Below are 20,912 nucleotides of genomic sequence, written 5' to 3' on the forward strand. Positions count from 1 at the left end.
GCTTAGCGGTCTCCGCGACAGTCGTTGAGTGCGTGACGCAGCACGGGAGCGAGCTGCACGGTTTCTTTGAGAAAGGCGTCGTGTCCGTAAGGGGATTCCACGACTTCGAGGGTGGCGGTGCCGCCCAGACGACGCTGCAGTTCGCACAGGTCGGCCAACGGCACGAGACGGTCCGACGGAAACCCCACGAGCACGGTCGGCGCGCCGATGCGCTCCGGCTGCACGTCGTGCAGGTCGATCGACTCCGAGAGGGCGAGGAAGCGCTCGGGATCGAAGCGCTCGACGAAGCGGCGCCCCGCATGCTCGAGATAATCCTCGACCGGGAAACGGAAACGGCCGTCGCGCAGTTCCGGTCCGGCGGCGAAACGTCGCGAGAATTCCTCGCTGCCGCGATAGGTGGTCATCGCCAGCTGCCGCGCGAGGGCCAGCGCTTCGTCGGTACGGCCCGAGCCGATCCCGAGCCGCACGATGCCTCGCTGCACCGATCGCTGCGCCGTGGACAAAGGATGCGGCCGGTGCGCGCCGGCGAGCAGGACGAGCGACTTCACCTTCGCCGGATGCGCGGCGGCGAACGCGAGGCCCACCATCGCGCCGTACGACGAACCGATGAACGCGTGCACGCGTCCGATGCCCAGTTCGTCGACCAGCGCAGCGAGTGCGGCGGCCTGATCCTCGCTCGACACGGAGGCGACGTCGCCCAGGTCGGTCGGCACGAGCCAGTCGATGGAGAGTACGCGACAGGCCTCGAGGTCGACCGCGGCACCTTCGGCGACGAGTTCCTGCCACCAGCCGCCGGTGCGCTCGCGCCCCGCGCACACATCGCGGTCGGCGGAAATGCCCCCCTGCACGATCACCGTTGGCGCGTTCGGCGCGCCGCACCACAGATAGCGCACGTCGACCTCGACGATGTCGCTGCCGTACTTCGGCGTGAACGACACACGGCGGGTACCGCGCTGTTCGCTGAGATCGCTCGCGCGACGGGGCGCGGCGGCGACGGTCGCTTCGGGGAAGGAGATCACGGTGGCGGGCTCTGCTGGCATGTCCGGGTTCCTGCGGTCGGGATCGAGCCTTCGCGGGTACCAATAACGGACTGCCGGCGACGGATGTGCGGACGCACGCCCGGAACGGACATTCCCATCTATCGGCTGGCGTGCATGCACGCCCCGCAGGAGTTGGCACCGTCGCGGAAATCCGCAGGTTGCCCCGGCTTCAAAGGGCCTGTCCCTCAGCCGGTCTCGATGAGTGAAACCGACGATACGCGCCGATTCCTGTTGTGTCAACAGCCGTATAGACGTCCAGATGGCTAGACTCTCATGATCTCCAAATGACGCCCTGCTTGCCGCCAGCCCTTGTGGGAGCGGCCTCGGCCGCGATGATTGCCTGCGGCAAGCACCCATCGCGGCCGAGGCCGCTCCCACAGGTCGGATCCCACGAAGCACTCGCTGGGGTTCCGATAGGTCCGGTACGATTCCCCCATGACCATTCACACCGACTTCGCCGCCGCCATCGGCAACACCCCCCTCCTCCGCCTGCGCGAGGCGTCCGAGGCCACCGGCTGCGAGATCCTCGCCAAGGCCGAGTTCATGAATCCGGGCGGGTCGGTGAAGGACCGCACCGCGCTGGGTCTCATCGAGGACGCCGAGCGCCGCGGCCTCCTCCGGCCCGGCTGCACGGTCATCGAAGGCACGGCGGGCAACACGGGCATCGGGCTGGCCCTGCTCGGCGCCAGCCGCGGCTACCGCACCGTCGTGGTGATGCCGGACACCCAGAGCCGCGAAAAGATCGACACCCTGCGGGTCATGGGCGTGGATATCCGGCTGGTGCCGGTCGTTCCGTTCACGGACCCCAATCACTACGCACGCGTCGCGAAGGCGATGGCCGAGACCCTCAATGCGGCCGCCCCCGGCAGCGCGTGGTTCGCCGACCAGTTCGACAATCCCGCCAATCGGGACTGGCACGAGGCCCACACGGGCGCCGAGATCTGGGACGAGACCGACGGCAAGGTCGACGGTTTCGTCTGCGCGGCGGGAACCGGCGGCACGATCGCGGGCGTCGGCAAGGCCCTCAAGGCCCGCCGGGCGGCCATCCGGATCGCCCTGGCGGATCCGGCCGGATCGATCTTCGCCAGCTATGTGAAGACGGGAGAGCTCGTGGGCAGCGGCACCTCGATCAGCGAGGGGATCGGCAACAGCCGGCTGACGGCCAATTTCCTCGCCGCCCCGATCGACCAGGCCTGGTCCATCCCGGACGACGAGTCGGTGCCGATCCTGCACGACCTGCTCCACCACGAGGGGTACTGCGTGGGCGGTTCCAGCGGGGTCAACGTGGCTGGCGCCATCCGACTGGCGCGGGAACTGGGCCCGGGCCACACGATCGTCACCGTGCTGTGCGACGGCGGCATGCGCTATCAGGGCAAGCTGTTCAACCCGGCGTTCCTGCGCGAGAAGGCGATCCCGGTCCCGGCGTGGCTCGACCGCGCGCTCGGCTAAGCGCTGGTAGAATAGGCGGTTAGCCCGCCTTAGCGACCTTGAGACCGATGTCCGACCACCTTTCCGAAACGCGCCGTCGGCGCAGCTTCGCCATCGTCAGCCACCCCGATGCCGGCAAGACGACGCTGACCGAAAAGCTCCTCCTGTTCGGTGGTGCCATCCAGATGGCCGGCTCCGTGAAGAGCCGCAAGGCCGCGCGTCATGCCACCTCGGACTGGATGGCGCTGGAGAAGGAGCGCGGCATCTCGGTGACGTCGTCGGTCATGCAGTTCCCCTACGACGACGCCATCGTCAACCTGCTCGACACCCCCGGACATGCGGACTTCTCGGAAGACACCTACCGCGTGCTGACGGCGGTCGATTCGGCCCTGATGGTCATCGACTGCGCCAAGGGCGTCGAGGAGCGCACGATCAAGCTCATGGAGGTCTGCCGCCTGCGCGACACGCCGATCATGACGTTCATCAACAAGCTCGATCGCGAGGGTCGCTCGCCGATCGAGCTGCTGGACGAAGTCGAGTCGGTGCTCGGGATCGCCTGTGCGCCGCTCACCTGGCCCATCGGCATGGGTTCGCGCCTGAAGGGCGTGTACCACGTGCTGCTAGACGAAGTGCACGTGTTCGAGCCGGGCAAGAACTTCACGCGCCAGGATTCCACCATCTTCAAGGGCCTCGACCATCCGGACCTCGCCGCGCGCATCGGCCAGGCCGCGCTCGACGAACTGCGCGACGAACTCGAACTCGTGATGGGCGCCTCCAATCCGTTCGATCTCGACGCCTATCTCGCCGGCAAGCAGACGCCGGTGTTCTTCGGCTCGGCGGTGAACAACTTCGGCGTGCAGCTGCTGCTCGACTTCTTCGTCGAGCACGCACCGTCGCCGCGGTCTCGCGAGACGCTCACGCGCGAAGTGAAACCGGAAGAAGAAAAGCTCACCGGTTTCGTCTTCAAGATCCAGGCGAACATGGATCCGGCCCACCGCGACCGCGTGGCGTTCATGCGCGTCTGCTCGGGCACGTACACCGCCGGCATGAAGATGCAGCAGACGCGCACCGGCAAGGAAGTCCGCATCGCCAACGCGCTGACCTTCATGGCATCGGATCGCGAGATCGTGGAGCGTGCGTATCCCGGCGACGTCATCGGCCTGCACAACCATGGCACGATCACCATCGGCGACACCTTCACCGAAGGCGAACCGCTGTCGTTCACCGGCATCCCGAACTTCGCGCCCGAGCTCTTCCGCCGCGCGCGCCTGCGCGATCCGCTGAAGATGAAGGCGCTCCAGAAAGGCCTGGCGCAGTTGTCGGAAGAAGGCGCCACGCAGTTCTTCCGCCCCCTGATGTCCAACGACCTCATCCTCGGCGCGGTCGGCGTGCTGCAGTTCGACGTGGTGGCGTACCGCCTCAAGGACGAATACAACGTCGATTCCACGTTCGAGCAGGTCGGCGTCGCCACGGCGCGCTGGATCCACTGCGACGACGCGAAGAAGCTCGAGGAATTCCGCGAAAAGAACGCGGGCAATCTCGCCATCGACGCGGCGGGGGAGCTCGTCTACCTCGCGCCCACGCGCGTCAACCTGCAGCTCGCGCAGGAGCGCTGGCCAACCGTGCGGTTCTCGGCGACGCGCGAGCACGCCGCCGCCATCGACGTCTGATCCGGGGCCTAGATCGGCGAGGGATTCAGGAACCGGTGGATCGCCTGCACCACCACCGAACCCTCGCCGACGCTCGACGCCACGCGCTTGATCGAGCCCGACCGCACATCGCCCACGGCGAACACGCCGCGCAGGGTCGTGGCGTACGGTGAGGGCGTGGCGTAGCCGTCGGCGTCGCGACCGGTCAGCACGAAACCCTTCCGGTCGAGGTCGAGGCAACCGTCGAGCCATCCGGTGTTCGGCTCGGCGCCGATCATCACGAACAGGCTGCCGACCTTGATGCGCACCTGCTTGCCGTCCGCGCAACGCCAGCCCACTTCACGCAGGTATGTGTCGCCGTCGAGGTGATCCACGTGGCAGCGGGAATGCAGCGTGATCTTCGGCGACTGTGCGATCCGCTGTACGAGGTAATCCGACATCGTCGCGGCAAGGCCGTCGCCGCGAACGAGGATGTGGACATGCGACACCGTTCGCGCAAGGAACACGGCGGCCTGTCCGGCGCTGTTGCCGCCGCCCACCACGACCACTTCCTCCCCGGCGCAGAGCGCGGCTTCCATCGCGGTCGCCGCGTACTGGATGCCCTGGCCCTCGAAGCGCTCGTAGTCCAGATGGTCGAGCTTGCGGTAACGCGCGCCCGTGGCGACGACGACTGCGCGCGCCTTCACGGACGTGCCGTCGTCAAGCAGCAGACGGTAGGGGTGCGCGGTGCAGTCCACGCCCTTGACGGTGCGCGCCATGGCCATGTGCGCGCCGAATTTCATCGCCTGCACCTGCGCACGACCGGCCAGCGCCTGCCCCGAGATGCCGGTGGGGAAACCCAGGTAATTCTCGATCTTGGAGCTCGTACCGGCCTGGCCACCCGGCGCGAGGGATTCGAGCACGAGCGTGTCGAGCCCTTCCGACGAGGCGTAGACCGCCGCCGCGAGTCCAGCCGGGCCGGCGCCGATCACGGCGACGTCGTGCACGTGCTCGGCGTCCAGCACGATCGTGATGCCCAGCTCGTCGGCCACTTCCGCGGTGGTCGGGCAGCGCAGGACGCGGCGGCCCGGCAGGATCAGCACGGGGCACTCGTTCGGCTGAAGGCCGAAGCCCTCGACCATGCGCCTCGCCTCTTCGTCGGCATCGGTGTCGAAGAGCCGGTAGGGATAGGCGTTCCGGATCAGGAAACTGCGCAGCCGCGCGGTATCCGCGGCGTGCGACGAGCCAAGCAGGATGACACCGCCCTGCCCGCTCTGCATCAGCCCCACGCGGCGCAGGATGAACGCGCGCATGATGATCTCGCCGATGTCCGGCTCCCCGGTGATCATCTTGCGGAACGCCGTGGGGTTCATGCGCAGGAGGCGCGAATCCACGCCCGCCCGGGCGCTCACCATGATCTGCCGCTCGCTGAACTGGTTCACTTCGCCCGTGAACTGGTTCGGGCCATGCACGACGACGATGCGGGGCGCGCCGTCGTCGTCCAGATCGTAGACCTCGATGCTGCCCTCGACGACGAAAAACGAATCCGTGCGCCGGTCGCCACGGCGGAAGAGCACCGTGCCGGCCGGCACGTCCTCCAGCTCGCCGTATTTCACCAGCCGGGCAGCCATCTCCTCGTTGAGCACGGGAAAGGTCTGCTCGCGCCGGTTCTGCGGACTCGACGGATCGTTTTCTGACGGTATGGCCATCGTTGCTTCCAGGTGGTCCGGGCGGAGGGCCCACGCCCGCGACGTTAACGGACGGGGTAACGCACGATCTTGTATCGGAGCGCCATCATGCCTGCGTAGACTGCGCGTCACAAAAGACCACGAGGCCGCCCATGTCCGACGCGATTCCCGCCAGGCCGCCGCTCGCGCTGCGGCTGCTCCGCTCGCCACTGGGCCGCATCCTCGCGTTCTTCATCCTGCTCACCGCGCTGACGCTGCCGGCCCGGCTGCTTTACGACGCGCTCGGCCTCCCCCGCGGCGCGATCCCGTTCGCGGAGGTCACGCCGGTGATCGAGGCGTTCCGGCTCTTCCCCACGGTGCTCGCCTACTGGCTGCTCGTGCGCTTCGTCGAGCGACGGCGGGTCGACGAGCTGGCGGGGCGCAAGGCGCTTCCGCACATCGCCCTGGGGCTCGCGGCCGGCATCGTGCTGTTCTCGATGGTCGTGGGGTGCCTGTGGGCCCTCGGCGCCTACACGGTCGACCGCGTCGACACGGGCGTGCACTGGCTCGGCCCGGTGCTCGTGATGGGTGTCGGCGCCGGGGTCGGCGAGGAAATCGTCAGCCGCGGCGTGCTCTTCCGCATCGTCGAGGAAGGCCTCGGCACCTGGGCCGCGCTGCTCCTTTCCGCCGCGATCTTCGGCGGCCTGCACGCATGGAATCCCAACGCCACGACGTGGAGTGCGCTCGCCATCGCCCTCGAAGCCGGCCTGCTCTTCGGCCTGCTCTACCACGTCACCCGCTCGCTGTGGATCTGCATGGGGCTCCACGCCGCGTGGAACGTGATGCAGGGGCCGTTCTACGGCATCCCGGTCTCGGGCTTCGAGCAGAGCGGCCTGCTCGTCTCGCACATGCAGGGACCCGGCTGGCTGACCGGCGGCGCGTTCGGTGCCGAAGCGTCGGTCGTCGCACTCGCCCTGTGCTCGGTGGTGACGGCCGGATGCCTGGCGATCGCCATGCGCCGTGGCACACTTGTCGGGCCCGCGTGGCGGCGGAATCGTCCCACGATCGCGTGACCGGGTACGCATCCCGCCGGGGCCGTCATGGCGTCCGTACCGGCGTGGGTGTACTAGTGACCCGCACGTCCCTTTCCTTCGACTCCCCGGTTCCTGCATGCCCGCCAACGAAACCTCCCGATCCTGGCTCGCCGACCAGCCGCTGCAACGCAAGATCATCATCGCCATCGGCGCGCTGCTCGTACTCTTCGTCGCCGCGAACCTCGGCAACCTCGGATCGCTGAGCCGGGAAAAGGACGCCAGGATCTGGTCGTCGCACACCTATGTGGTGCTGATCACCCTGGCCAACGTGGACAACGCCGCGCAGACCCGCCAGACCGCGGCGCGCGGCTACATGCTCAACCAGTCCGACACCGAGTACGCGAACTTCGAGGCCGCCGACCGGGAGCTGGCACGCGCGCTCGAGAGCCTGCGCCAGCTCACGATCGACAATCCGCTCCAGCAGTCCCGCATCGACCGGTTGCAGGAAATGCTGGATCGGTGGAAGGCCGAGGTCGTCAAGACGGGCCTGGAACCCATGCGCGCCATCGGTGGTGCCGAGACGCCCGAAGGCATCGCGGCCCGCGAGGGCATCCGCCAGGACTACTTCAATCACCGCACCGTCCTGATGGACGACATCCGCGCACACATCGCGGCGATGTCCTCCACGGAACACGTGCTGCTCGACAAGCGCAACGCCGAGCTCGACCGGGGGCTCGCGACCACGCGCTACATCGACCTGGCGTCGCTCGCGCTCTGCCTGCTGATCGGCGGGCTCGTCATCCTCATGACGTTCCGCCTCATCACGCGACCCATCGTGAAGATGACCGGCCTCATGACCCGCCTGGCCGATCACGACCACTCGATCGAAGTGCGCCAGCTGACGCGCCGGGACGAGATCGGCGAGATCGCGCGCGCCCTCCAGGTGTTCAAGGAGATGGCGATCGAGACGGCGGGCCAGACATGGCTCAAGAGCTCGGTCAGCACCATCTCGAGCCGGCTGCAGGAGGCCACCACGTACAGGGAGTTCGCCAACACCCTGATGTCGGAACTGGTGCCCTGCCTGAAGGCGGGCCTCGGCGTCTTCTATGTGATGCGCGAAGGCACCCAGCGCCTCGAACTGCTGGGCAGCTACGGTTACAAGGAACGCCGGCACGTCACGCCGGACTACGCCCTCGGCGAAGGCCTGGTCGGGCAGGCCGCGGTCGAGCGCCGTACCATCGTGCTGCAGGACGTGCCGTCCGATTACACACGCATCCACTCGGGTAGCGGGGAGGCGCCGCCGCGCTCCGTCGTCGTGGTGCCCGTGGTCTCGCGCGATTCGCTGCTCGGCGTCATCGAGGTCGCCAGCTTCGCGCAGCTCTCGGGCGTGCAGGAAAAGCTGCTCGACGAGCTCATGCCGATCGTCGCGCTGTCACTGGAAAACCTCGGCCGGGCGCTGAGCACCACGGCGTTGCTGGAGCAGACACGCAGCCAGGCGGACGAACTGCGCGCGTCGGAAGAGGCCCTGCGTCGCCAGCAGGAGGACCTTCGCAGCACCAACGACGAACTGAAGGCGAAGACCGCCGAGTTGCAGGAGCAGTCGCAGCGGCTCGTCGCGTCGGAAGAAGAACTGCGCGTGCAGACCGAAGAGCTCCACGCGTCCAACGAAGAGCTGCGCGAGAAGAGCCTCACGCTCAACGAGCAGAAGAACGCCCTGGAAGCCCTGCAGCGCGAAACGCTGGACAAGGCCGAAGAACTCGCGCGCGCCAGCCAGTACAAGTCCGAATTCCTGGCGAACATGTCGCACGAGCTGCGCACGCCGCTCAACAGCCTGCTCATCCTTTCGCGCAGCCTCGCCGACAACGACGAGGAGAACCTCAACGCCGAGCAGGTCGAGTCGGCCCGCATCATCCACGACGCGGGCTCGAACCTGCTGCGTCTCATCAACGACATCCTCGACCTGTCGAAGGTCGAGGCGGGCAAGATGGAGCTCTCCGTCGACGCCTTTCCGCTGGCCGATCTGGCCCGCACGCTGGGACGCACGTTCAACCACGTGGCACAGGAAAAGAAGCTCGCCTTCGACGTCCGCCTGGCGCCGGGCCTGCCCGCGTCGATCCGTACCGATGGCGGCAAGCTGGAACAGGTCGTCAACAACCTCCTGAGCAATGCGTTCAAGTTCACCGCCAGCGGCCGGGTCGAGGTCGAGATATCGCGTCCGCGCGACGACACCGGGCTACCCGCCGGCCTCGATGCCTCGCGCGCGATCGCGATCGCCGTGACCGACTCGGGCATCGGTATCCCCGAAGAGAAATTTCAGCGTGTCTTCCACGCGTTCGAACAGGTCGACGCGAGCACGAGCCGCCAGTACGGTGGCACCGGCCTCGGCCTCGCCATCTCGCGACGCATCGCCGTTCTGCTCGGCGGCGACATCGTGCTTCGCAGCCAGCCGGGCGAAGGCAGCACGTTCACCCTCTTCCTGCCCGAAGTCGCACCCGACGCCACGGGCCAGGCGGAGCCGGTCACGACCGAGCGCGCGGCCGCCGAAGCGACGCTGCCCCTGTCGCCTGCGCTCCTTCCCGACGGCATCGACGACGATCGCGACTCGCTCAACCCCGGCGACACGGCCATCCTCGTGGTGGAAGACGACCCGGCCTTCGCGCGCATCCTCGCGGACATGATCCATCGCAAGGGACATCGCGTGCTCGCGGCGGCGGATGGCGAATCGGGGCTGGCCCTCGCGCGCCGTTACCGCCCGACCGGCATCCTGCTCGACGTCATGCTCCCCGGCATGGACGGCTGGACGGTGATCGAGCGACTGAAGGCCGATGCGGTCACCCGCCACATCCCCGTCCACTTCATCTCGGCCACGGACGACTCGACGCGCGGACTGGAACTCGGTGCCGTGGGCTTCCTCACCAAGCCGGTCAGTCGCGAATCGATCACGACCGCGTTCGAACGCCTGCTGCACTTCGCCGAAGGCCGCACGCGCAACCTGCTGGTCGTGGACGACGACGCGAGTGCACGCGCGGCGGTGCGCAGCCTGCTGAAGGACGATGCCGTCGTCATCGACGAGGCCGGTTCCGGCGAAGAGGCGCTGGCGATGACCACGAGCAAATCGTACGACTGCATCGTGCTGGACCTCGGCCTGCCCGGCATGTCCGGTTTCGAGTTCCTGGAGCGCCTCTCGCAGGGCGACCGGACGCCGCCGGTCGTCGTGTATTCCGGACGCGACCTGTCGCGCGAGGAAAGCATGCGCATCCGCCAGTACACCGACAGCATCGTGGTCAAGGGCGCCCGCTCGCCCGATCGCCTGCTCGACGAGGTGAGCCTGTTCCTTCATTCGATCCGCCACGGCGGTACCGCGAAGGCGGAAACCGCCGCGATCGCGAGCGGCACCGACGAGGGCGATCTGCGTGGCAGGCGCCTGCTCCTGGTCGACGACGACATGCGCAACCTCTTCGCGCTGTCGAAGGTACTCCGCGCCAAGGGGATCGATGTGGTGATGGCGCAGGATGGCCGGAAAGCGCTCGACACGCTCGACAAGGACACCGACATCGAACTCGTGCTCATGGACATCATGATGCCGGTGATGGACGGCTACGAGACGATGCGCGAGATCCGGGCGAAACCCGCCGTGGCCCGCGTGCCGATCATCGCGCTGACCGCGAAGGCCATGCGTGGCGATCGCGAGAAATGCCTCGAAGCCGGGGCGAACGATTATCTGTCGAAACCGATCGACGTGGATCGCCTCCTGTCGATGATCCGCGTCTGGCTGCCAGCGAAGGTCTGACGTGGACGTCGAGGATATCGAGATCCAGCTTTTCGTTCGTGCGATGCAGCTTCGCCACGGTCACGACTTCAGCGAGTACGCGCCGGCGTCGCTCAAGCGCCGCGTGCAGCAGCTGGTGCGCACACACGACACGGGCACCATCAGCGAACTCAACCGGCGCGTGCTCCACGAAGACGGCTTCGTGGGCAGCGTGATCGAGGGCCTTTCCGTTCCCGTGTCGGAGATGTTCCGCGATCCCCAGGTATTCCGCGCGTTGCGCGAGAAAGTGCTGCCGGTGCTCGCATCGTATCCGCAGATCAACATCTGGCAGGCCGGGTGCGCGCAAGGGCAGGAAGTGTATTCGCTGGCCATTCTCCTCGAGGAGGCCGGCCTCTACGACCGTTCGCGCATCTACGCCACCGACTTCAACGACGCGGCGCTCGCCGCCGCGTCGGATGGCATCTATGCCGCGCGCGACGCGCGCGACTGGTCGCGGAATTACCTGGACGCCGGCGGCACCGTGTCGTTCAGCGATTACTACAGCGCCCGCTACGACTTCATCAAGCTCGACAAGCGGCTGCGCCGCAACGTCACGTTCTTCAACCACAACCTGGTGACGGACGTGGTGTTCTGCGAGGCGCACCTGATCCTCTGCCGCAACGTGCTCATCTATTTCAACAACGCGCTGCAGGACCGCACGCTGGGCCTCTTCCGCGACAGTCTCGTCCGTGGCGGTTTCCTGTGCCTCGGCACCCGGGAAAACATCGACTTCTCCCCGGCGGCGGGCGGCTTCACCGACGTCGACAACGCGTTGCGCATCTACCAGGCCGGCGGCACCGGCGCGAGACCGTTGACACGATGAGCGGGTACGATGCGATCGTCGTGGGCTGCAGTGCCGGCGGTCTGGCCGCGTTGCAGCGCATGCTTCCGGCGCTGGACGCCACGCTGCGCACGCCCGTCATCGTCTGCTGTCACACGGGTTCGGCGGACGTATCGCTGCTCGTCGAACTGCTACGCCGCACGTCCGCGTTGCCCGTCGTGGAGGCGCGCGAGCGCGCGCCGATCGCCGGGGCGACCGTGCACGTCGCCCCCACCGGCTATCACCTCCTGGTGGAAGACGATCTGCATTTCTCCCTCAGCGTCGACGGCAAGGTCGCCTACTCGCGACCGTCCATCGACGTGCTGTTCGAAACGGCCGCCGACGCGTGGCGCGAGCGCCTCGTCGCCGTGCTGCTCACCGGCGCCAACTCCGATGGCGCCAACGGACTCGCCGCGGTCCGCCGTGCCGGCGGCCACGCCATCGTGCAGGACCCCGACGATGCCGAGTCCGACGTCATGCCGCGCGCGGGGCTCGACGTCGCGGGCGCGGACGCCTGCCTGCCCCTCGACGCCATCGCCCCCCATCTGAACCGACTTTGCCTTTGATGACTTCCATGCGTCCCAAGATCCTCGTCGTCGACGACACCCCCGCCAACCTCGTCGCCATGCGCCGCCTGCTCGCCCGCACGGAAGCCGACATCTTCGAGGCATCCAGCGGCAACGAAGCGCTCGCGCTCTTTCTCGACCATCAGTTCGCGCTGGTGCTGCTCGACGTGAACATGCCGGAAATGGATGGCTTCGAGGTCGCCCAGTTCATCTCCGAGGCCGACCACCTCGGCGAAACGCCGATCATCTTCGTGACGGCCGCTTACGCCGATGACATCAACCGCATCAAGGGCTACACAGCCGGCGCGGTCGACTACATCGCCAAGCCGATCAACGACGTGATCCTGCAGTCCAAGGTGAAGATCTTCCTGGAACTGTATCGTGCCCGCGCGCTGCTGCAGCAGGCTCTCGACGAACTCTCGCTGCGCAACGAGCAGCTCACCAGCGAAGTCGCCGAACGCACGCGGATGGAGCAGCTGGTCCGTCATCAGGCCACGCACGACGCGCTCACGGGCCTGCCCAACCGCTTGCTGTTCCGCGAGCGCCTGGAAGCCTCCATCGCCGCCGCGAACGACGGCGGCGGTCCCTTCGCCCTCGCCTATATCGACATCGACGGATTCAAGGGCGTCAACGACGGCCACGGTCACGCCGCCGGTGACGAACTGCTCAAGGCCATCGCCGCACGCATCGACACGCGCACGCGCGGCACGGACACCGTGGCGCGCCTGGGCGGCGACGAGTTCGCCGTACTCCTGCAGGGTGCCGCCGATGGGGGTAGCGCGATGGCACGCTGCCAGACGCTCTGCGACGCCGTAGCGGAGCCGTACACACTGCAGGTGGGCAACGACCGGGTGCCGGCCCACGTCGGTGCGAGCATCGGCGTGACACTGTTCCACGCAGGGGCGGGCTACGACGATGTCGTCGCCGCGGCCGACGGCGCGATGTACGAAGCCAAGCGCAGCGGAAAGAATCGCTGCGTGCTGCGCTGAGGGCCGTCGAGCCGCCACCGGGCTCCTACAACGAACCCAGGAACGCCTCCAGCACCGCTCCTCGGTAGCGCTGCCGATGCAAGACCACCGACAGCATCCGCTTCAGGTCCAGGAATGGCGTCGGCAAGACCGTCAGCCGCCCGGCCGTCACCGCATCGCCCACCGCCACCTCCGGCAGGCAGGCGATGCCGAGGCCGGCGATGACCGCCTGCTTGATCGCTTCGGACTGGTCCAGCTCCAGCACCGTGGTGCCTTCCGGTAGCTCGGCGAGCGCACGCTCGCTCAAGGCGCGCGTCGCGGACCCGCGTTCGCGCAGCACCCATCGCTCGCCCGCGAAATCGTCGCGGCGCAGGCGCTTTTTCGACGCGAGCGGATGATCCGGTCGTGCGCAGACCACGAGGCGATCCTCCCGCCACGGACGGACTTCCAGCGACGGATGCGTGACCGGGCCTTCGACGCAGCCCACGTCGTAGTCGTGATCGAGGACGCCCTGCGCGATGCGAGCGGTGTTCGCCACGCCCAGACGCAGCGACACACCGGGATGCGACGCCGCGAAAGCCCCGAGCAGCTCTCCTACACGATAGTTGCCGACGGTATTGCTCGCGCCCACGCCGATGTCGCCGGTCAGTTCCGTCGCGCCGCCCTGGGCGCGGCGGCCGAACTCGGCATGGCGCTCCAGGAGCTCGCGCGCCAGCGGCAGGAGTTCACGACCGCGATCGTTGAGGCGCAGGCGGCCCCGCTCGCGGGCGAAGACCGGCGCACCGATCTGCCGCTCGAGTTCGGCCAGCGCCATGCTCGCGGCGGGCTGGCTGAGAAACAGGCGCTCGCTGGCTGCCCGCACGCTGCCCGCGGTGGCGACCGCGACGAAGACCTCGAGCTGGCGGGGGCTGATGGCATGCATCAGCCTTTCTTATAGGATGAATAAGGTATTTTCAATATGCTTATCGAAGTGGCGCGTCGACAATGACGGCATCCGATCGTCAGGAAGTCGCCCGTGTCCGCCGTCACCGTCGCCACCCCCGCCCCCACGTCACGCCTGCCCGGCCTCGTGCTCTCATTCGCCCTCGCCGCTGTCGCCTTCGGCCTCGGGCGCCTGATGCCGCTGGTCGGCGGCGCGGTCTGCGGCATCGTGCTGGGCATCCTCGTGCGGCATTTCATGGCGCCATCGGCGCGATACCTGCCGGGCATCCGCTTCGCCTCGAAGCAGGTACTGCAATGGTCGATCGTCGCGCTCGGCTTCGGCCTCAGCATCACGCAGGTCGCGAAGACCGGCATGGAATCGCTCTCCGTCACGCTCGCGACCGTGGCCGCGGCGGGAATCGCCGCGTGGATCCTGGGCCGGCTGCTCCGCGTGCACGACACGCTGAAGCTGCTGATCGGCGTCGGTACCGCGATCTGCGGCGGCTCGGCGATCGCGGCGGTGGTTCCCATCGTGAAACCGGACGAGCACGACACGGCGTTCGCCATTTCGACGATCTTCCTGTTCAACCTGGTGGCCGTGCTGACCTTCCCGGCACTGGGCCACTGGATGGGGCTGTCGGATCTCGGCTTCGGCCTCTGGGCCGGTACCGCCATCAACGACACGTCGTCGGTGGTCGCGGCTGGCTACAGTTACAGCCACGCGGCCGGCGATTACGCGACCATCGTCAAGCTCACGCGCGCCACGCTCATCATCCCCATCTGCCTCGCGATCGCACTGATCGTCGCGTGGCGCGAGAAGCGCGGCGGCGCGAGCGACTTCAGCCTGGCGCGCATCTTTCCCTGGTTCATCCTCTGGTTTCTCGTGGCCTCGGCCATCCGCACCGCCGGCGTGATTCCGGAAGCTGCACTTCCCGTCATCCATTTCGTCGCCGAGTGCCTGATCATCGTCGCGCTCACCGCCATCGGGCTGTCCGCCGACCTGCGTCGCATGGCGTCGACCGGCCCGCGGCCGATCCTGCTAGGACTCGGCGTCTGGGCCGCCGTGGCGCTGACGAGCCTGCTGGTGCAGCACCTGATCGGGCGCTGGTAGCAGCTCGGGTGGGAGCCAGCTCCCACCGATCATCGCAAGCAGCCGCAGGTTCAGCGCGTGCTGCTCTTCCTGCCACGCGCGAAGCCTCGCGACATCCGGTTCGGATTGACCGTCCATCGCACTCAGCCGGCGCTTCCACCACGCACGATAGCGATACAGCGAGATCTCGCCCGTCACGTCGCTGGCGAGGATGCGATGACGAAGCGCACCGATGACGCGCGCTCCCTGTGCGAACGTCATGACGCCCTGATCCCAGTTGGTCGTCGCCACGTCCGGCGCGAACGCGTCCTTGTCGATGGAGAGGTACACGGGCGTCGCCTGTGCGTGCTGCGCATCGGCGAACGCGTCGGCCAGCGACGACGCGTCGGGAAAGCTGCGGAATGCACGACCCAGGCCGAGCCGCGATGCCCAGCCAACGTCGACGCCCGTCGACCAGTAGGTGAGCCGACCGGCTCGCAGCGGGCCCAGGTAGTTCTCCCATGCATGGCCACCACCGATATCCGACGACGTGATGCCCACGACATGCACGTGCGAGACGCGTGGCAGCATCGCCACGCGTCGCACCCAGGAGCCGCAGTGCACGCCGAACGGAAAGCGCATGTTGTCCGGGTGGTTGTCGAGCACCACGACCTGGAATGGGTCGGTGCCGCCCACGCGCCGCACCAGTGGCAACGTCAGGTGATGGAAATCGCCGCTGCCGAGGAAGACCGTGCCGTGCTCGCGCGGCAGCATCGCGTCGAGACGGCCGGCAAACCGCCGCAGCGTTCGCATGGAGCACCCGAACCGGATCGCTTCCTCCCACTCGCGCAGGGGCAGCACCCGCCGGCCGGGCAAGGGTCCGACGGAATCGTCGAGATCAAGAACGACCGGTGGACGCATCGGGCACTCCCCAGGCACGGTCGCTTTCAAAGCGGTGCGCGAACCGGCGCAGCACGGCACGCAGCAGCGGATTCCGTACGAAGACGGCGTGTCGCGTGAGGTGGAAGCGCGCACCGAGCGAGGCCTTCACCGCCGGATCGGTCCAGCCCGCCACGTAATGCGTGAGACCGCGCCGGAGCGCGTAGTCGAGATTCACGAACCAGCTGACGAAGTACAGGTCGACGTCGCGTGCGGCGGGGTACGCGAAGCCCACGTACTTGTCGAGCAGCTTCCCGCCGTGCGCGAAGCACAGGTTCCAGCCGACCAGCTCGCCCTCCACGCGGTATGTGAAGACGATGCCGCCCGGATCGCGGAGCACGGCCGCGAAGAAGTCACGGCCCGGCTTGTCGAAGTGGATCTCGCTCTGCGCGTGCACGTTCTCGAACAGGGCGTAGAACGCGTCGACGGTCGCGTCGTCAGCGAACGACGCACCGGTAGGCACCTCGTCCACCTGGAGGCGGTCACGGGAACGCAGCTTGCGGCGGAGGTTCTTCCGTCGCGACGGCGACAGCCGTGCGAGGTACTCGTCGATCGAGGCGAAGTCGATCGGCACATACGCCAGCGCCTGCCCCTCCACGACGAGGTAGCCCGCGTCCCGCGCGGCGTCGAGAAAACGGGCGGTCCATGCCCGGTCCGTGCCGGTGGTCAGCGGCGAGTCCACGGCGATGTCCTTGACGACGAACAATGCCTGCCCGGCGCCTTGTTCGCGTACCCACGCCGCCGGCAGGGCCTCCGGCTGGCTCTCTCGGGCGAACACGGCGTACTCGGACACCGTCGTGCCCGCGAAACACGTCCGCAGCGTGAGGCGACGACGCAGCCAACGGCCGAACGGTAGTCGATCCACGCGGCGACGCAGGGCGTCGTCGGCGGTGGTGAGAAGATCGAAGGGCGCCACGAAAAGTGGCGCGCCATCCGCCGCGCGGACAGGGGTGAAGTCCGGCGGCGGATGGCGCTCGAAATGCCCGAGCAGTGCGTCCGGCTCGAGCTGGTTCACGAACGCCATCGCGGCGGCTGCCGGGTATCAGCCGCGCTTGGCCAGCGTAAGCAGCTGGTCGAGCAACGCGATGGCGAGGTCGATTTCGTCGTGACTGATGTCGAGCGACGGGGCGAACGTGATCACGTTCTTGTACCAGCCGCCGACATCGAGCACGAGACCGATCTTCTTGCCTTCGTGAGTGAGACCGCCGGCAAGGCCGATGTCGACCATGCGGTCGAGCAGCGCCTTGTTCGGCGTGAAACCGTCGTCCGTGCAGATCTCGGCACGAAGTGCGAGGCCGAGGCCGTCCACGTCGCCGATTTCCTTGTGACGCTTCTGCAGGTCGCGCAGACCGTCGAGGAAGTGCGCGCCCTTCTCCGCCACCCTGCTGGCGTAGTCGAGCTCATACCCCATGCGGATCACCTCGAGCCCCAGCGCGGTGCCGAGCGGGTTCGAGTTGAACGTCGAATGCGTCGAGCCCGGCGGGAAGATCTCCGGATTGATGAGCTCTTCGCGCGCCCAGATACCCGACAGCGGATTGAGTCCGTTGGTCAGGGCCTTGCCGAAGACGAGAACGTCGGGCGTGACGCCGAAGTGTTCGATCGACCACAGCTTGCCCGTGCGCCAGAAGCCCATCTGGATCTCGTCGACCACCATCAGGATGCCGTACTTGTCGAGCACCTTCTTCAGGTCGATGAAGAAATTGCGCGGCGGGATCACGTAGCCGCCGGTGCCCTGGATCGGCTCGACGTAGAAGGCCGCGTATTCGGCTTCGTTGACCTTCGGGTCCCATACGCCGTTGTATTCGGTTTCGAACAGGCGCTCGAACTGGCGCACGCACGCATCGGAGTACTCTTCCGGCGTCATGCCTTTGGGGCGACGGAACGGGTACGGAAACGGGATGAACTGCGCGCGCTCGCCGAAATGACCGAAGCGACGGCGATAGCGGTAGCTCGACGTGATCGACGAGGCGCCGAGCGTCCGGCCGTGATAGCCGCCCTCGAAAGCGAACATCAGGCTCTTGCCGCCACGCGCGTTGCGCACCAGCTTGAGCGAGTCTTCGACTGCCTGCGCGCCACCGACGTTGAAATGGCAGCGGCCGTCGAGACCGAACTTCGCCTTCGCGTCGAGTGCGATGGTCTTCGCGAGCTCGATCTTGCCCTGGTGCAGGTACTGGCTCGCGACCTGCGGAAGCAGGTCGATCTGCGCCTTCAGCGTGTCGTTGAGGCGCTTGTTGCCGTAACCGAAATTGACGGCCGAGTACCACATCTGCAGGTCGAGGAACGGGATGTTCTCGCTGTCGTAGATGTAGCTGCCCTCCGCGTGGCGGAAGATCTTCGGCGGATCGACGTAGTGCACGGTATCGCCGAAGGAGCAGTACTTCGCCTCGTCGGCGAGAAGGGTCGCATCGTCGATCACGACGTCGGGGTTCTTGGTGAGGAGGTTCATGCAGACAGTTCCTGGATACTCGCCGCGTGGAGGGGCATGACGGTCCGCGGCGGCAGGCGTCCGTCGAGAAGATCGGGAAGGAGGGCCAGCGCTTCGTCGAAGCTGGCGATCGGGGCATACGGGATACCGGCGGCACGGCAGTGCTCGATCAGCCGGTTTTTCGCGAAGACGAAGTCCACACGATCGGCCGCGCAGAAATCCGACGCGCCGTCGCCGATCAGCAGCGTGTAGCCGCCACGGCGGCGAGCCGCGTCGACGCGGGCGCACTTGCACGTGCCGCTGCGACATCCGTCGGCCGCGAACGGCGAGGAGAGACGCCACGCGCGCGGCCCGGACTGGGCAAGTCGGTTCGCAACGGTCGGCAGACCGTCGATGCCGTGACGTTCGAGGATCGTGTGGATCGCCTGATCGAGGCCGTCGCTGACGATCTCCATCGGAATGCCGTGCTCGATCGTGGCGGCGACGAAGGCCGCGAAGCCGTGGTCGATGTGCAGGCTACCGAGATGGCGCTGGAGATCGTCGCGACTCATGTCGAGCAGTGCGACCTGGCCCGCCATGCATTCGGCGGAGCCGATCAGCCCTGCACGCCAGTCGCGTTCCAGCGCGTCCCAGCCGGGGCGGCCGTAGCGGTCGAGCAGCGAGTCGATGACGTCCTCGACGGCGATCGTGCCGTCGAAGTCGCACAGGATGTTCCAGGAGGGAGAGCTGAGCACGTAGTAAGCGCCATCGGCCAACATGGAACAAAGCCTAGGGGGCGATTCCTTTCGAACCCCTTTCCCGGATTCGAAAGGAATTCGTAAGCAGGGGCGTGCCACCCTTCGTCGCTCGTCCGCACCGGTATCCGCGCATGCACCGCTGGCGCCCCGCCCTGACCGCCCTGCTCTTCCTTCCGCTGGCCGCGCACGCCGCGGACGACGACGCGCCCTCGTATGCGTTCGGCGCGGGCGCGCAACGCATGCCGTCGTGGCAAGGTGCGAAAGACCAGCGCAACCAGCCGATTCCCTACGTGGACATCGAAATCCCCGGCGTCGGCGAACTGTCGACGGCGGACGGCCTGACGCTCGACGCGATCGGTGGCGAGCACTGGCACGGCGGTGCTTACGGCAACTGGCTCTGGGGCCGCACGCGCGACGACCTCGGCGCGCTCGGCGGCAAGGTCGCGTCGCTGTCGCCGCGCTTCCAGGCCGGTGGCTATCTGGAGTATGCGTTCGACAAGCGCTTCAGCGTCGGCGGACATGTGGCACACGACACGAACGGTGCGGGCGCCTATGCGGCGCTCTACGCCGATTACCAGTTACCGGACGTCTGGTACATCCAGCACTCCATCGAAGTGCAGGTCGAAGGCATGAACGGACCGGCGATGCGGCGCTTCTTCGGCCTCACGCCCGCCGAGGCCGCCACGTTGGGGACATCGTCATGGCACCCCGGTGCCGGCTGGCAGTCGGCCGACGTGGCGTACAACGCGTTCGTGCCGACGTCGCAGCACACGGGCTTCGCGCTGGCGGTGTCGTATGGACGGCTATTCGGCGACGCCGGCGACAGCCCGCTGGTGCGACGGTTCGGTTCGACGAGGCAGGTCACGGAGACGCTGGCGTTCGTCTACCACTTCTGACCTTACCGGATCGATGAGGCTCTAACGATCGTCGCGCGTCCAGATCGCGCCGTCGGCTTCGCGCACCGGGAATACCGTGACGGGCTCGTAAGCGGGGGGACACGTCACGTCGCCCGACCGCAGGTCGAAGCGCGCGCCGTGACGCACGCATTCCACTTCGAAGCCGTGCACCGGGCCGCCGGCGAGCTCGCCGCCGTCGTGCGTGCAGACGTCCTCGATGGCGTAGAGCTGGCCGTCGATGTTGTAGACGGCGATGGCGGTGTCGCCGTCCCACACCACGCGATGCTCGCCCGGCAGCAGTTCGCTTCGCGTCCCGACCCTGATCCAGCCATCCATCACGAGAGCACCTTCACCAGATACTCGAAACGCAGATCGTCGCGCTGTGGGAGCCCGAAGCGCTCGTCGCCATAGGGGAACGGCTTGGTGCGGCCCGTGCGGGCATAGCCCCGCCGCTCGTACCACGCGATGAGTTCCGAACGGATGTCGATCACCGTCATTTCCACGCGGTCGCATTGCCATTCGTCGCGCGCGATGCGCTCGACTTCCTCGATCACCAGCCGGCCGATGCCCGCGCCCTGGAACGGAGGATGCACGGAAAACATCCCGAAGTAGCACGTGCCACCCTGCCGCTCGATGTAGCACGACGCCGCCACGACGCCATCGCGTTCGAACAGGACGAAACGCCCGTTCTCGCTCGTGAGCAGTTCTTCGATCTCGGTGACGTCGGTACGACGGCCATGGAGGAAGTCGGCCTCGGTGGTCCAGCCGGCGCGGCTGGCGTCGCCACGATAGGCCGACTCGACCAGCGCGGCGATGACGCCGGCGTCGGCCTGGTTGGCGGTACGGAAAGTGTGCGTGGGAGTCATGGTCGAATTCTAATCCAGCGCCGCCCCCGTGGCATGCGGTCGAGCGCGGAGCTTCTGCTGCTGTGGAAGCGGCCCTGGCCGCGATGGGAGCCTGTCGCAG

At 67.4% G+C, this 20,912-nt stretch carries 18 protein-coding genes and 1 riboswitch; of the genes, 9 read left to right on the forward strand and 9 right to left on the reverse strand.

Going from position 1 to position 20,912, the window contains the following annotated elements:
- Window positions 1–2 precede the first annotated feature (2 nt).
- Window positions 3–1,040: a homoserine O-succinyltransferase MetX gene (locus BMX32_RS02915; protein ID WP_089974318.1), complete on the reverse strand. Its 1,038-nt coding sequence runs from the start codon at window positions 1,038–1,040 to the stop codon at window positions 3–5.
- 91 nt (window positions 1,041–1,131) lie between these two features.
- Window positions 1,132–1,245, reverse strand: a riboswitch (SAM riboswitch).
- Between the two features lie 230 nt (window positions 1,246–1,475).
- Here BMX32_RS02915 and BMX32_RS02920 point away from each other — a divergent pair.
- Together BMX32_RS02920 and BMX32_RS02925 are read left to right on the forward strand one after the other, a co-directional pair.
- On the forward strand, window positions 1,476–2,489 hold the full coding sequence (locus BMX32_RS02920; RefSeq protein ID WP_089974320.1) for a cysteine synthase A: 1,014 nt from the start codon (window positions 1,476–1,478) through the stop codon (window positions 2,487–2,489).
- A gap of 47 nt (window positions 2,490–2,536) precedes the next feature.
- Complete coding sequence (locus tag BMX32_RS02925) at window positions 2,537–4,138, forward strand: peptide chain release factor 3 (RefSeq protein ID WP_089974322.1); 1,602 nt, start codon at window positions 2,537–2,539, stop codon at window positions 4,136–4,138.
- An 8-nt stretch (window positions 4,139–4,146) separates the two neighbouring features.
- Here BMX32_RS02925 and BMX32_RS02930 read toward each other — a convergent pair whose 3' ends face one another.
- Window positions 4,147–5,805 carry an FAD-dependent oxidoreductase gene (locus tag BMX32_RS02930; protein WP_089974324.1) on the reverse strand — a complete coding sequence of 553 codons (1,659 nt, stop codon included), beginning with the start codon at window positions 5,803–5,805 and terminating at the stop codon, window positions 4,147–4,149.
- Window positions 5,806–5,936: 131 nt separating this feature from the next.
- Between BMX32_RS02930 and BMX32_RS02935 the strand changes: the two genes are divergently transcribed.
- The 5 genes from BMX32_RS02935 to BMX32_RS02955 all read left to right on the forward strand — a co-directional run bounded on the left by BMX32_RS02935 (window position 5,937) and on the right by BMX32_RS02955 (window position 12,980).
- The gene (locus tag BMX32_RS02935) at window positions 5,937–6,836 is read left to right on the forward strand and encodes a CPBP family intramembrane glutamic endopeptidase (protein WP_089974326.1); all 900 of its coding nucleotides are present in this window, start codon (window positions 5,937–5,939) and stop codon (window positions 6,834–6,836) included.
- 97 nt (window positions 6,837–6,933) lie between these two features.
- The gene (locus BMX32_RS02940; RefSeq protein ID WP_089974328.1) at window positions 6,934–10,587 is read left to right on the forward strand and encodes a response regulator; all 3,654 of its coding nucleotides are present in this window, start codon (window positions 6,934–6,936) and stop codon (window positions 10,585–10,587) included.
- Window position 10,588: 1 nt separating this feature from the next.
- Window positions 10,589–11,428: a CheR family methyltransferase gene (locus tag BMX32_RS02945; RefSeq protein ID WP_244511389.1), complete on the forward strand. Its 840-nt coding sequence runs from the start codon at window positions 10,589–10,591 to the stop codon at window positions 11,426–11,428.
- Window positions 11,425–11,991 (forward strand): chemotaxis protein CheB, encoded by a 567-nt coding sequence (locus BMX32_RS02950; RefSeq protein WP_089974330.1) that lies wholly within the window; start codon window positions 11,425–11,427, stop codon window positions 11,989–11,991. The genes BMX32_RS02945 and BMX32_RS02950 overlap by 4 nt, the downstream gene beginning before the upstream one ends.
- 8 nt (window positions 11,992–11,999) lie before the next feature.
- Complete coding sequence (locus BMX32_RS02955; protein ID WP_089976869.1) at window positions 12,000–12,980, forward strand: diguanylate cyclase domain-containing protein; 981 nt, start codon at window positions 12,000–12,002, stop codon at window positions 12,978–12,980.
- A 25-nt stretch (window positions 12,981–13,005) separates the two neighbouring features.
- Here BMX32_RS02955 and BMX32_RS02960 read toward each other — a convergent pair whose 3' ends face one another.
- The gene (locus BMX32_RS02960; RefSeq protein ID WP_089974332.1) at window positions 13,006–13,881 is read right to left on the reverse strand and encodes a LysR substrate-binding domain-containing protein; all 876 of its coding nucleotides are present in this window, start codon (window positions 13,879–13,881) and stop codon (window positions 13,006–13,008) included.
- 93 nt (window positions 13,882–13,974) lie between these two features.
- Here BMX32_RS02960 and BMX32_RS02965 point away from each other — a divergent pair, with 93 nt between their 5' ends.
- The gene (locus tag BMX32_RS02965) at window positions 13,975–14,991 is read left to right on the forward strand and encodes a YeiH family protein (protein WP_089974334.1); all 1,017 of its coding nucleotides are present in this window, start codon (window positions 13,975–13,977) and stop codon (window positions 14,989–14,991) included.
- On the opposite strand, the gene BMX32_RS02970 is transcribed toward BMX32_RS02965, so the two are convergent.
- From BMX32_RS02970 to BMX32_RS02985, 4 genes are read right to left on the reverse strand one after another with little or no spacing between them, the layout of a single operon-like run.
- On the reverse strand, window positions 14,920–15,870 hold the full coding sequence (locus tag BMX32_RS02970; protein ID WP_244511390.1) for an arginase family protein: 951 nt from the start codon (window positions 15,868–15,870) through the stop codon (window positions 14,920–14,922). The genes BMX32_RS02965 and BMX32_RS02970 overlap by 72 nt on opposite strands.
- Window positions 15,848–16,912: a GNAT family N-acetyltransferase gene (locus BMX32_RS02975; RefSeq protein ID WP_089974337.1), complete on the reverse strand. Its 1,065-nt coding sequence runs from the start codon at window positions 16,910–16,912 to the stop codon at window positions 15,848–15,850. Before BMX32_RS02975 ends, BMX32_RS02970 begins: the two co-directional genes overlap by 23 nt.
- A gap of 18 nt (window positions 16,913–16,930) precedes the next feature.
- Window positions 16,931–18,334: an aspartate aminotransferase family protein gene (locus tag BMX32_RS02980; RefSeq protein WP_089974339.1), complete on the reverse strand. Its 1,404-nt coding sequence runs from the start codon at window positions 18,332–18,334 to the stop codon at window positions 16,931–16,933.
- Entirely contained in the window at window positions 18,331–19,071 is a 741-nt protein-coding gene (locus tag BMX32_RS02985; RefSeq protein WP_089974341.1) for an MtnX-like HAD-IB family phosphatase, read from the reverse strand. Before BMX32_RS02985 ends, BMX32_RS02980 begins: the two co-directional genes overlap by 4 nt.
- A 110-nt stretch (window positions 19,072–19,181) precedes the next feature.
- On the opposite strand from BMX32_RS02985, the gene BMX32_RS02990 reads away from it, so the two are divergent.
- Complete coding sequence (locus tag BMX32_RS02990) at window positions 19,182–19,946, forward strand: MipA/OmpV family protein (RefSeq protein WP_089974343.1); 765 nt, start codon at window positions 19,182–19,184, stop codon at window positions 19,944–19,946.
- 21 nt (window positions 19,947–19,967) lie between these two features.
- On the opposite strand, the gene BMX32_RS02995 is transcribed toward BMX32_RS02990, so the two are convergent.
- A complete protein-coding gene (locus BMX32_RS02995; RefSeq protein WP_089974344.1) occupies window positions 19,968–20,282 on the reverse strand; it encodes a non-heme iron oxygenase ferredoxin subunit in 315 nt (104 codons plus the stop codon).
- Window positions 20,282–20,812 carry a GNAT family N-acetyltransferase gene (locus tag BMX32_RS03000; RefSeq protein WP_089974346.1) on the reverse strand — a complete coding sequence of 177 codons (531 nt, stop codon included), beginning with the start codon at window positions 20,810–20,812 and terminating at the stop codon, window positions 20,282–20,284. Before BMX32_RS03000 ends, BMX32_RS02995 begins: the two co-directional genes overlap by 1 nt.
- Window positions 20,813–20,912: the final 100 nt, after the last annotated feature.

The organism is Luteibacter sp. UNCMF331Sha3.1 (assembly GCF_900109915.1).
GTDB lineage: Bacteria > Pseudomonadota > Gammaproteobacteria > Xanthomonadales > Rhodanobacteraceae > Luteibacter.

Excerpts from the sequence above, each read along its gene's own strand:
- BMX32_RS02915 (WP_089974318.1), bottom strand. The coding sequence starts at position 1,040 with ATGCCAGCAGAGCCCGCCACCGTGATCTCCTTCCCCGAAGCGACCGTC.
- BMX32_RS02920 (WP_089974320.1), top strand. The coding sequence starts at position 1,476 with ATGACCATTCACACCGACTTCGCCGCCGCCATCGGCAACACCCCCCTC.
- BMX32_RS02925 (WP_089974322.1), top strand. The coding sequence starts at position 2,537 with ATGTCCGACCACCTTTCCGAAACGCGCCGTCGGCGCAGCTTCGCCATC.
- BMX32_RS02930 (WP_089974324.1), bottom strand. The coding sequence starts at position 5,805 with ATGGCCATACCGTCAGAAAACGATCCGTCGAGTCCGCAGAACCGGCGC.
- BMX32_RS02935 (WP_089974326.1), top strand. The coding sequence starts at position 5,937 with ATGTCCGACGCGATTCCCGCCAGGCCGCCGCTCGCGCTGCGGCTGCTC.
- BMX32_RS02940 (WP_089974328.1), top strand. The coding sequence starts at position 6,934 with ATGCCCGCCAACGAAACCTCCCGATCCTGGCTCGCCGACCAGCCGCTG.
- BMX32_RS02950 (WP_089974330.1), top strand. The coding sequence starts at position 11,425 with ATGAGCGGGTACGATGCGATCGTCGTGGGCTGCAGTGCCGGCGGTCTG.
- BMX32_RS02955 (WP_089976869.1), top strand. The coding sequence starts at position 12,000 with ATGCGTCCCAAGATCCTCGTCGTCGACGACACCCCCGCCAACCTCGTC.
- BMX32_RS02960 (WP_089974332.1), bottom strand. The coding sequence starts at position 13,881 with ATGCATGCCATCAGCCCCCGCCAGCTCGAGGTCTTCGTCGCGGTCGCC.
- BMX32_RS02970 (WP_244511390.1), bottom strand. The coding sequence starts at position 15,870 with ATGCGTCCACCGGTCGTTCTTGATCTCGACGATTCCGTCGGACCCTTG.
- BMX32_RS02975 (WP_089974337.1), bottom strand. The coding sequence starts at position 16,912 with ATGGCGTTCGTGAACCAGCTCGAGCCGGACGCACTGCTCGGGCATTTC.
- BMX32_RS02980 (WP_089974339.1), bottom strand. The coding sequence starts at position 18,334 with ATGAACCTCCTCACCAAGAACCCCGACGTCGTGATCGACGATGCGACC.
- BMX32_RS02985 (WP_089974341.1), bottom strand. The coding sequence starts at position 19,071 with ATGTTGGCCGATGGCGCTTACTACGTGCTCAGCTCTCCCTCCTGGAAC.
- BMX32_RS02990 (WP_089974343.1), top strand. The coding sequence starts at position 19,182 with ATGCACCGCTGGCGCCCCGCCCTGACCGCCCTGCTCTTCCTTCCGCTG.
- BMX32_RS02995 (WP_089974344.1), bottom strand. The coding sequence starts at position 20,282 with ATGGATGGCTGGATCAGGGTCGGGACGCGAAGCGAACTGCTGCCGGGC.
- BMX32_RS03000 (WP_089974346.1), bottom strand. The coding sequence starts at position 20,812 with ATGACTCCCACGCACACTTTCCGTACCGCCAACCAGGCCGACGCCGGC.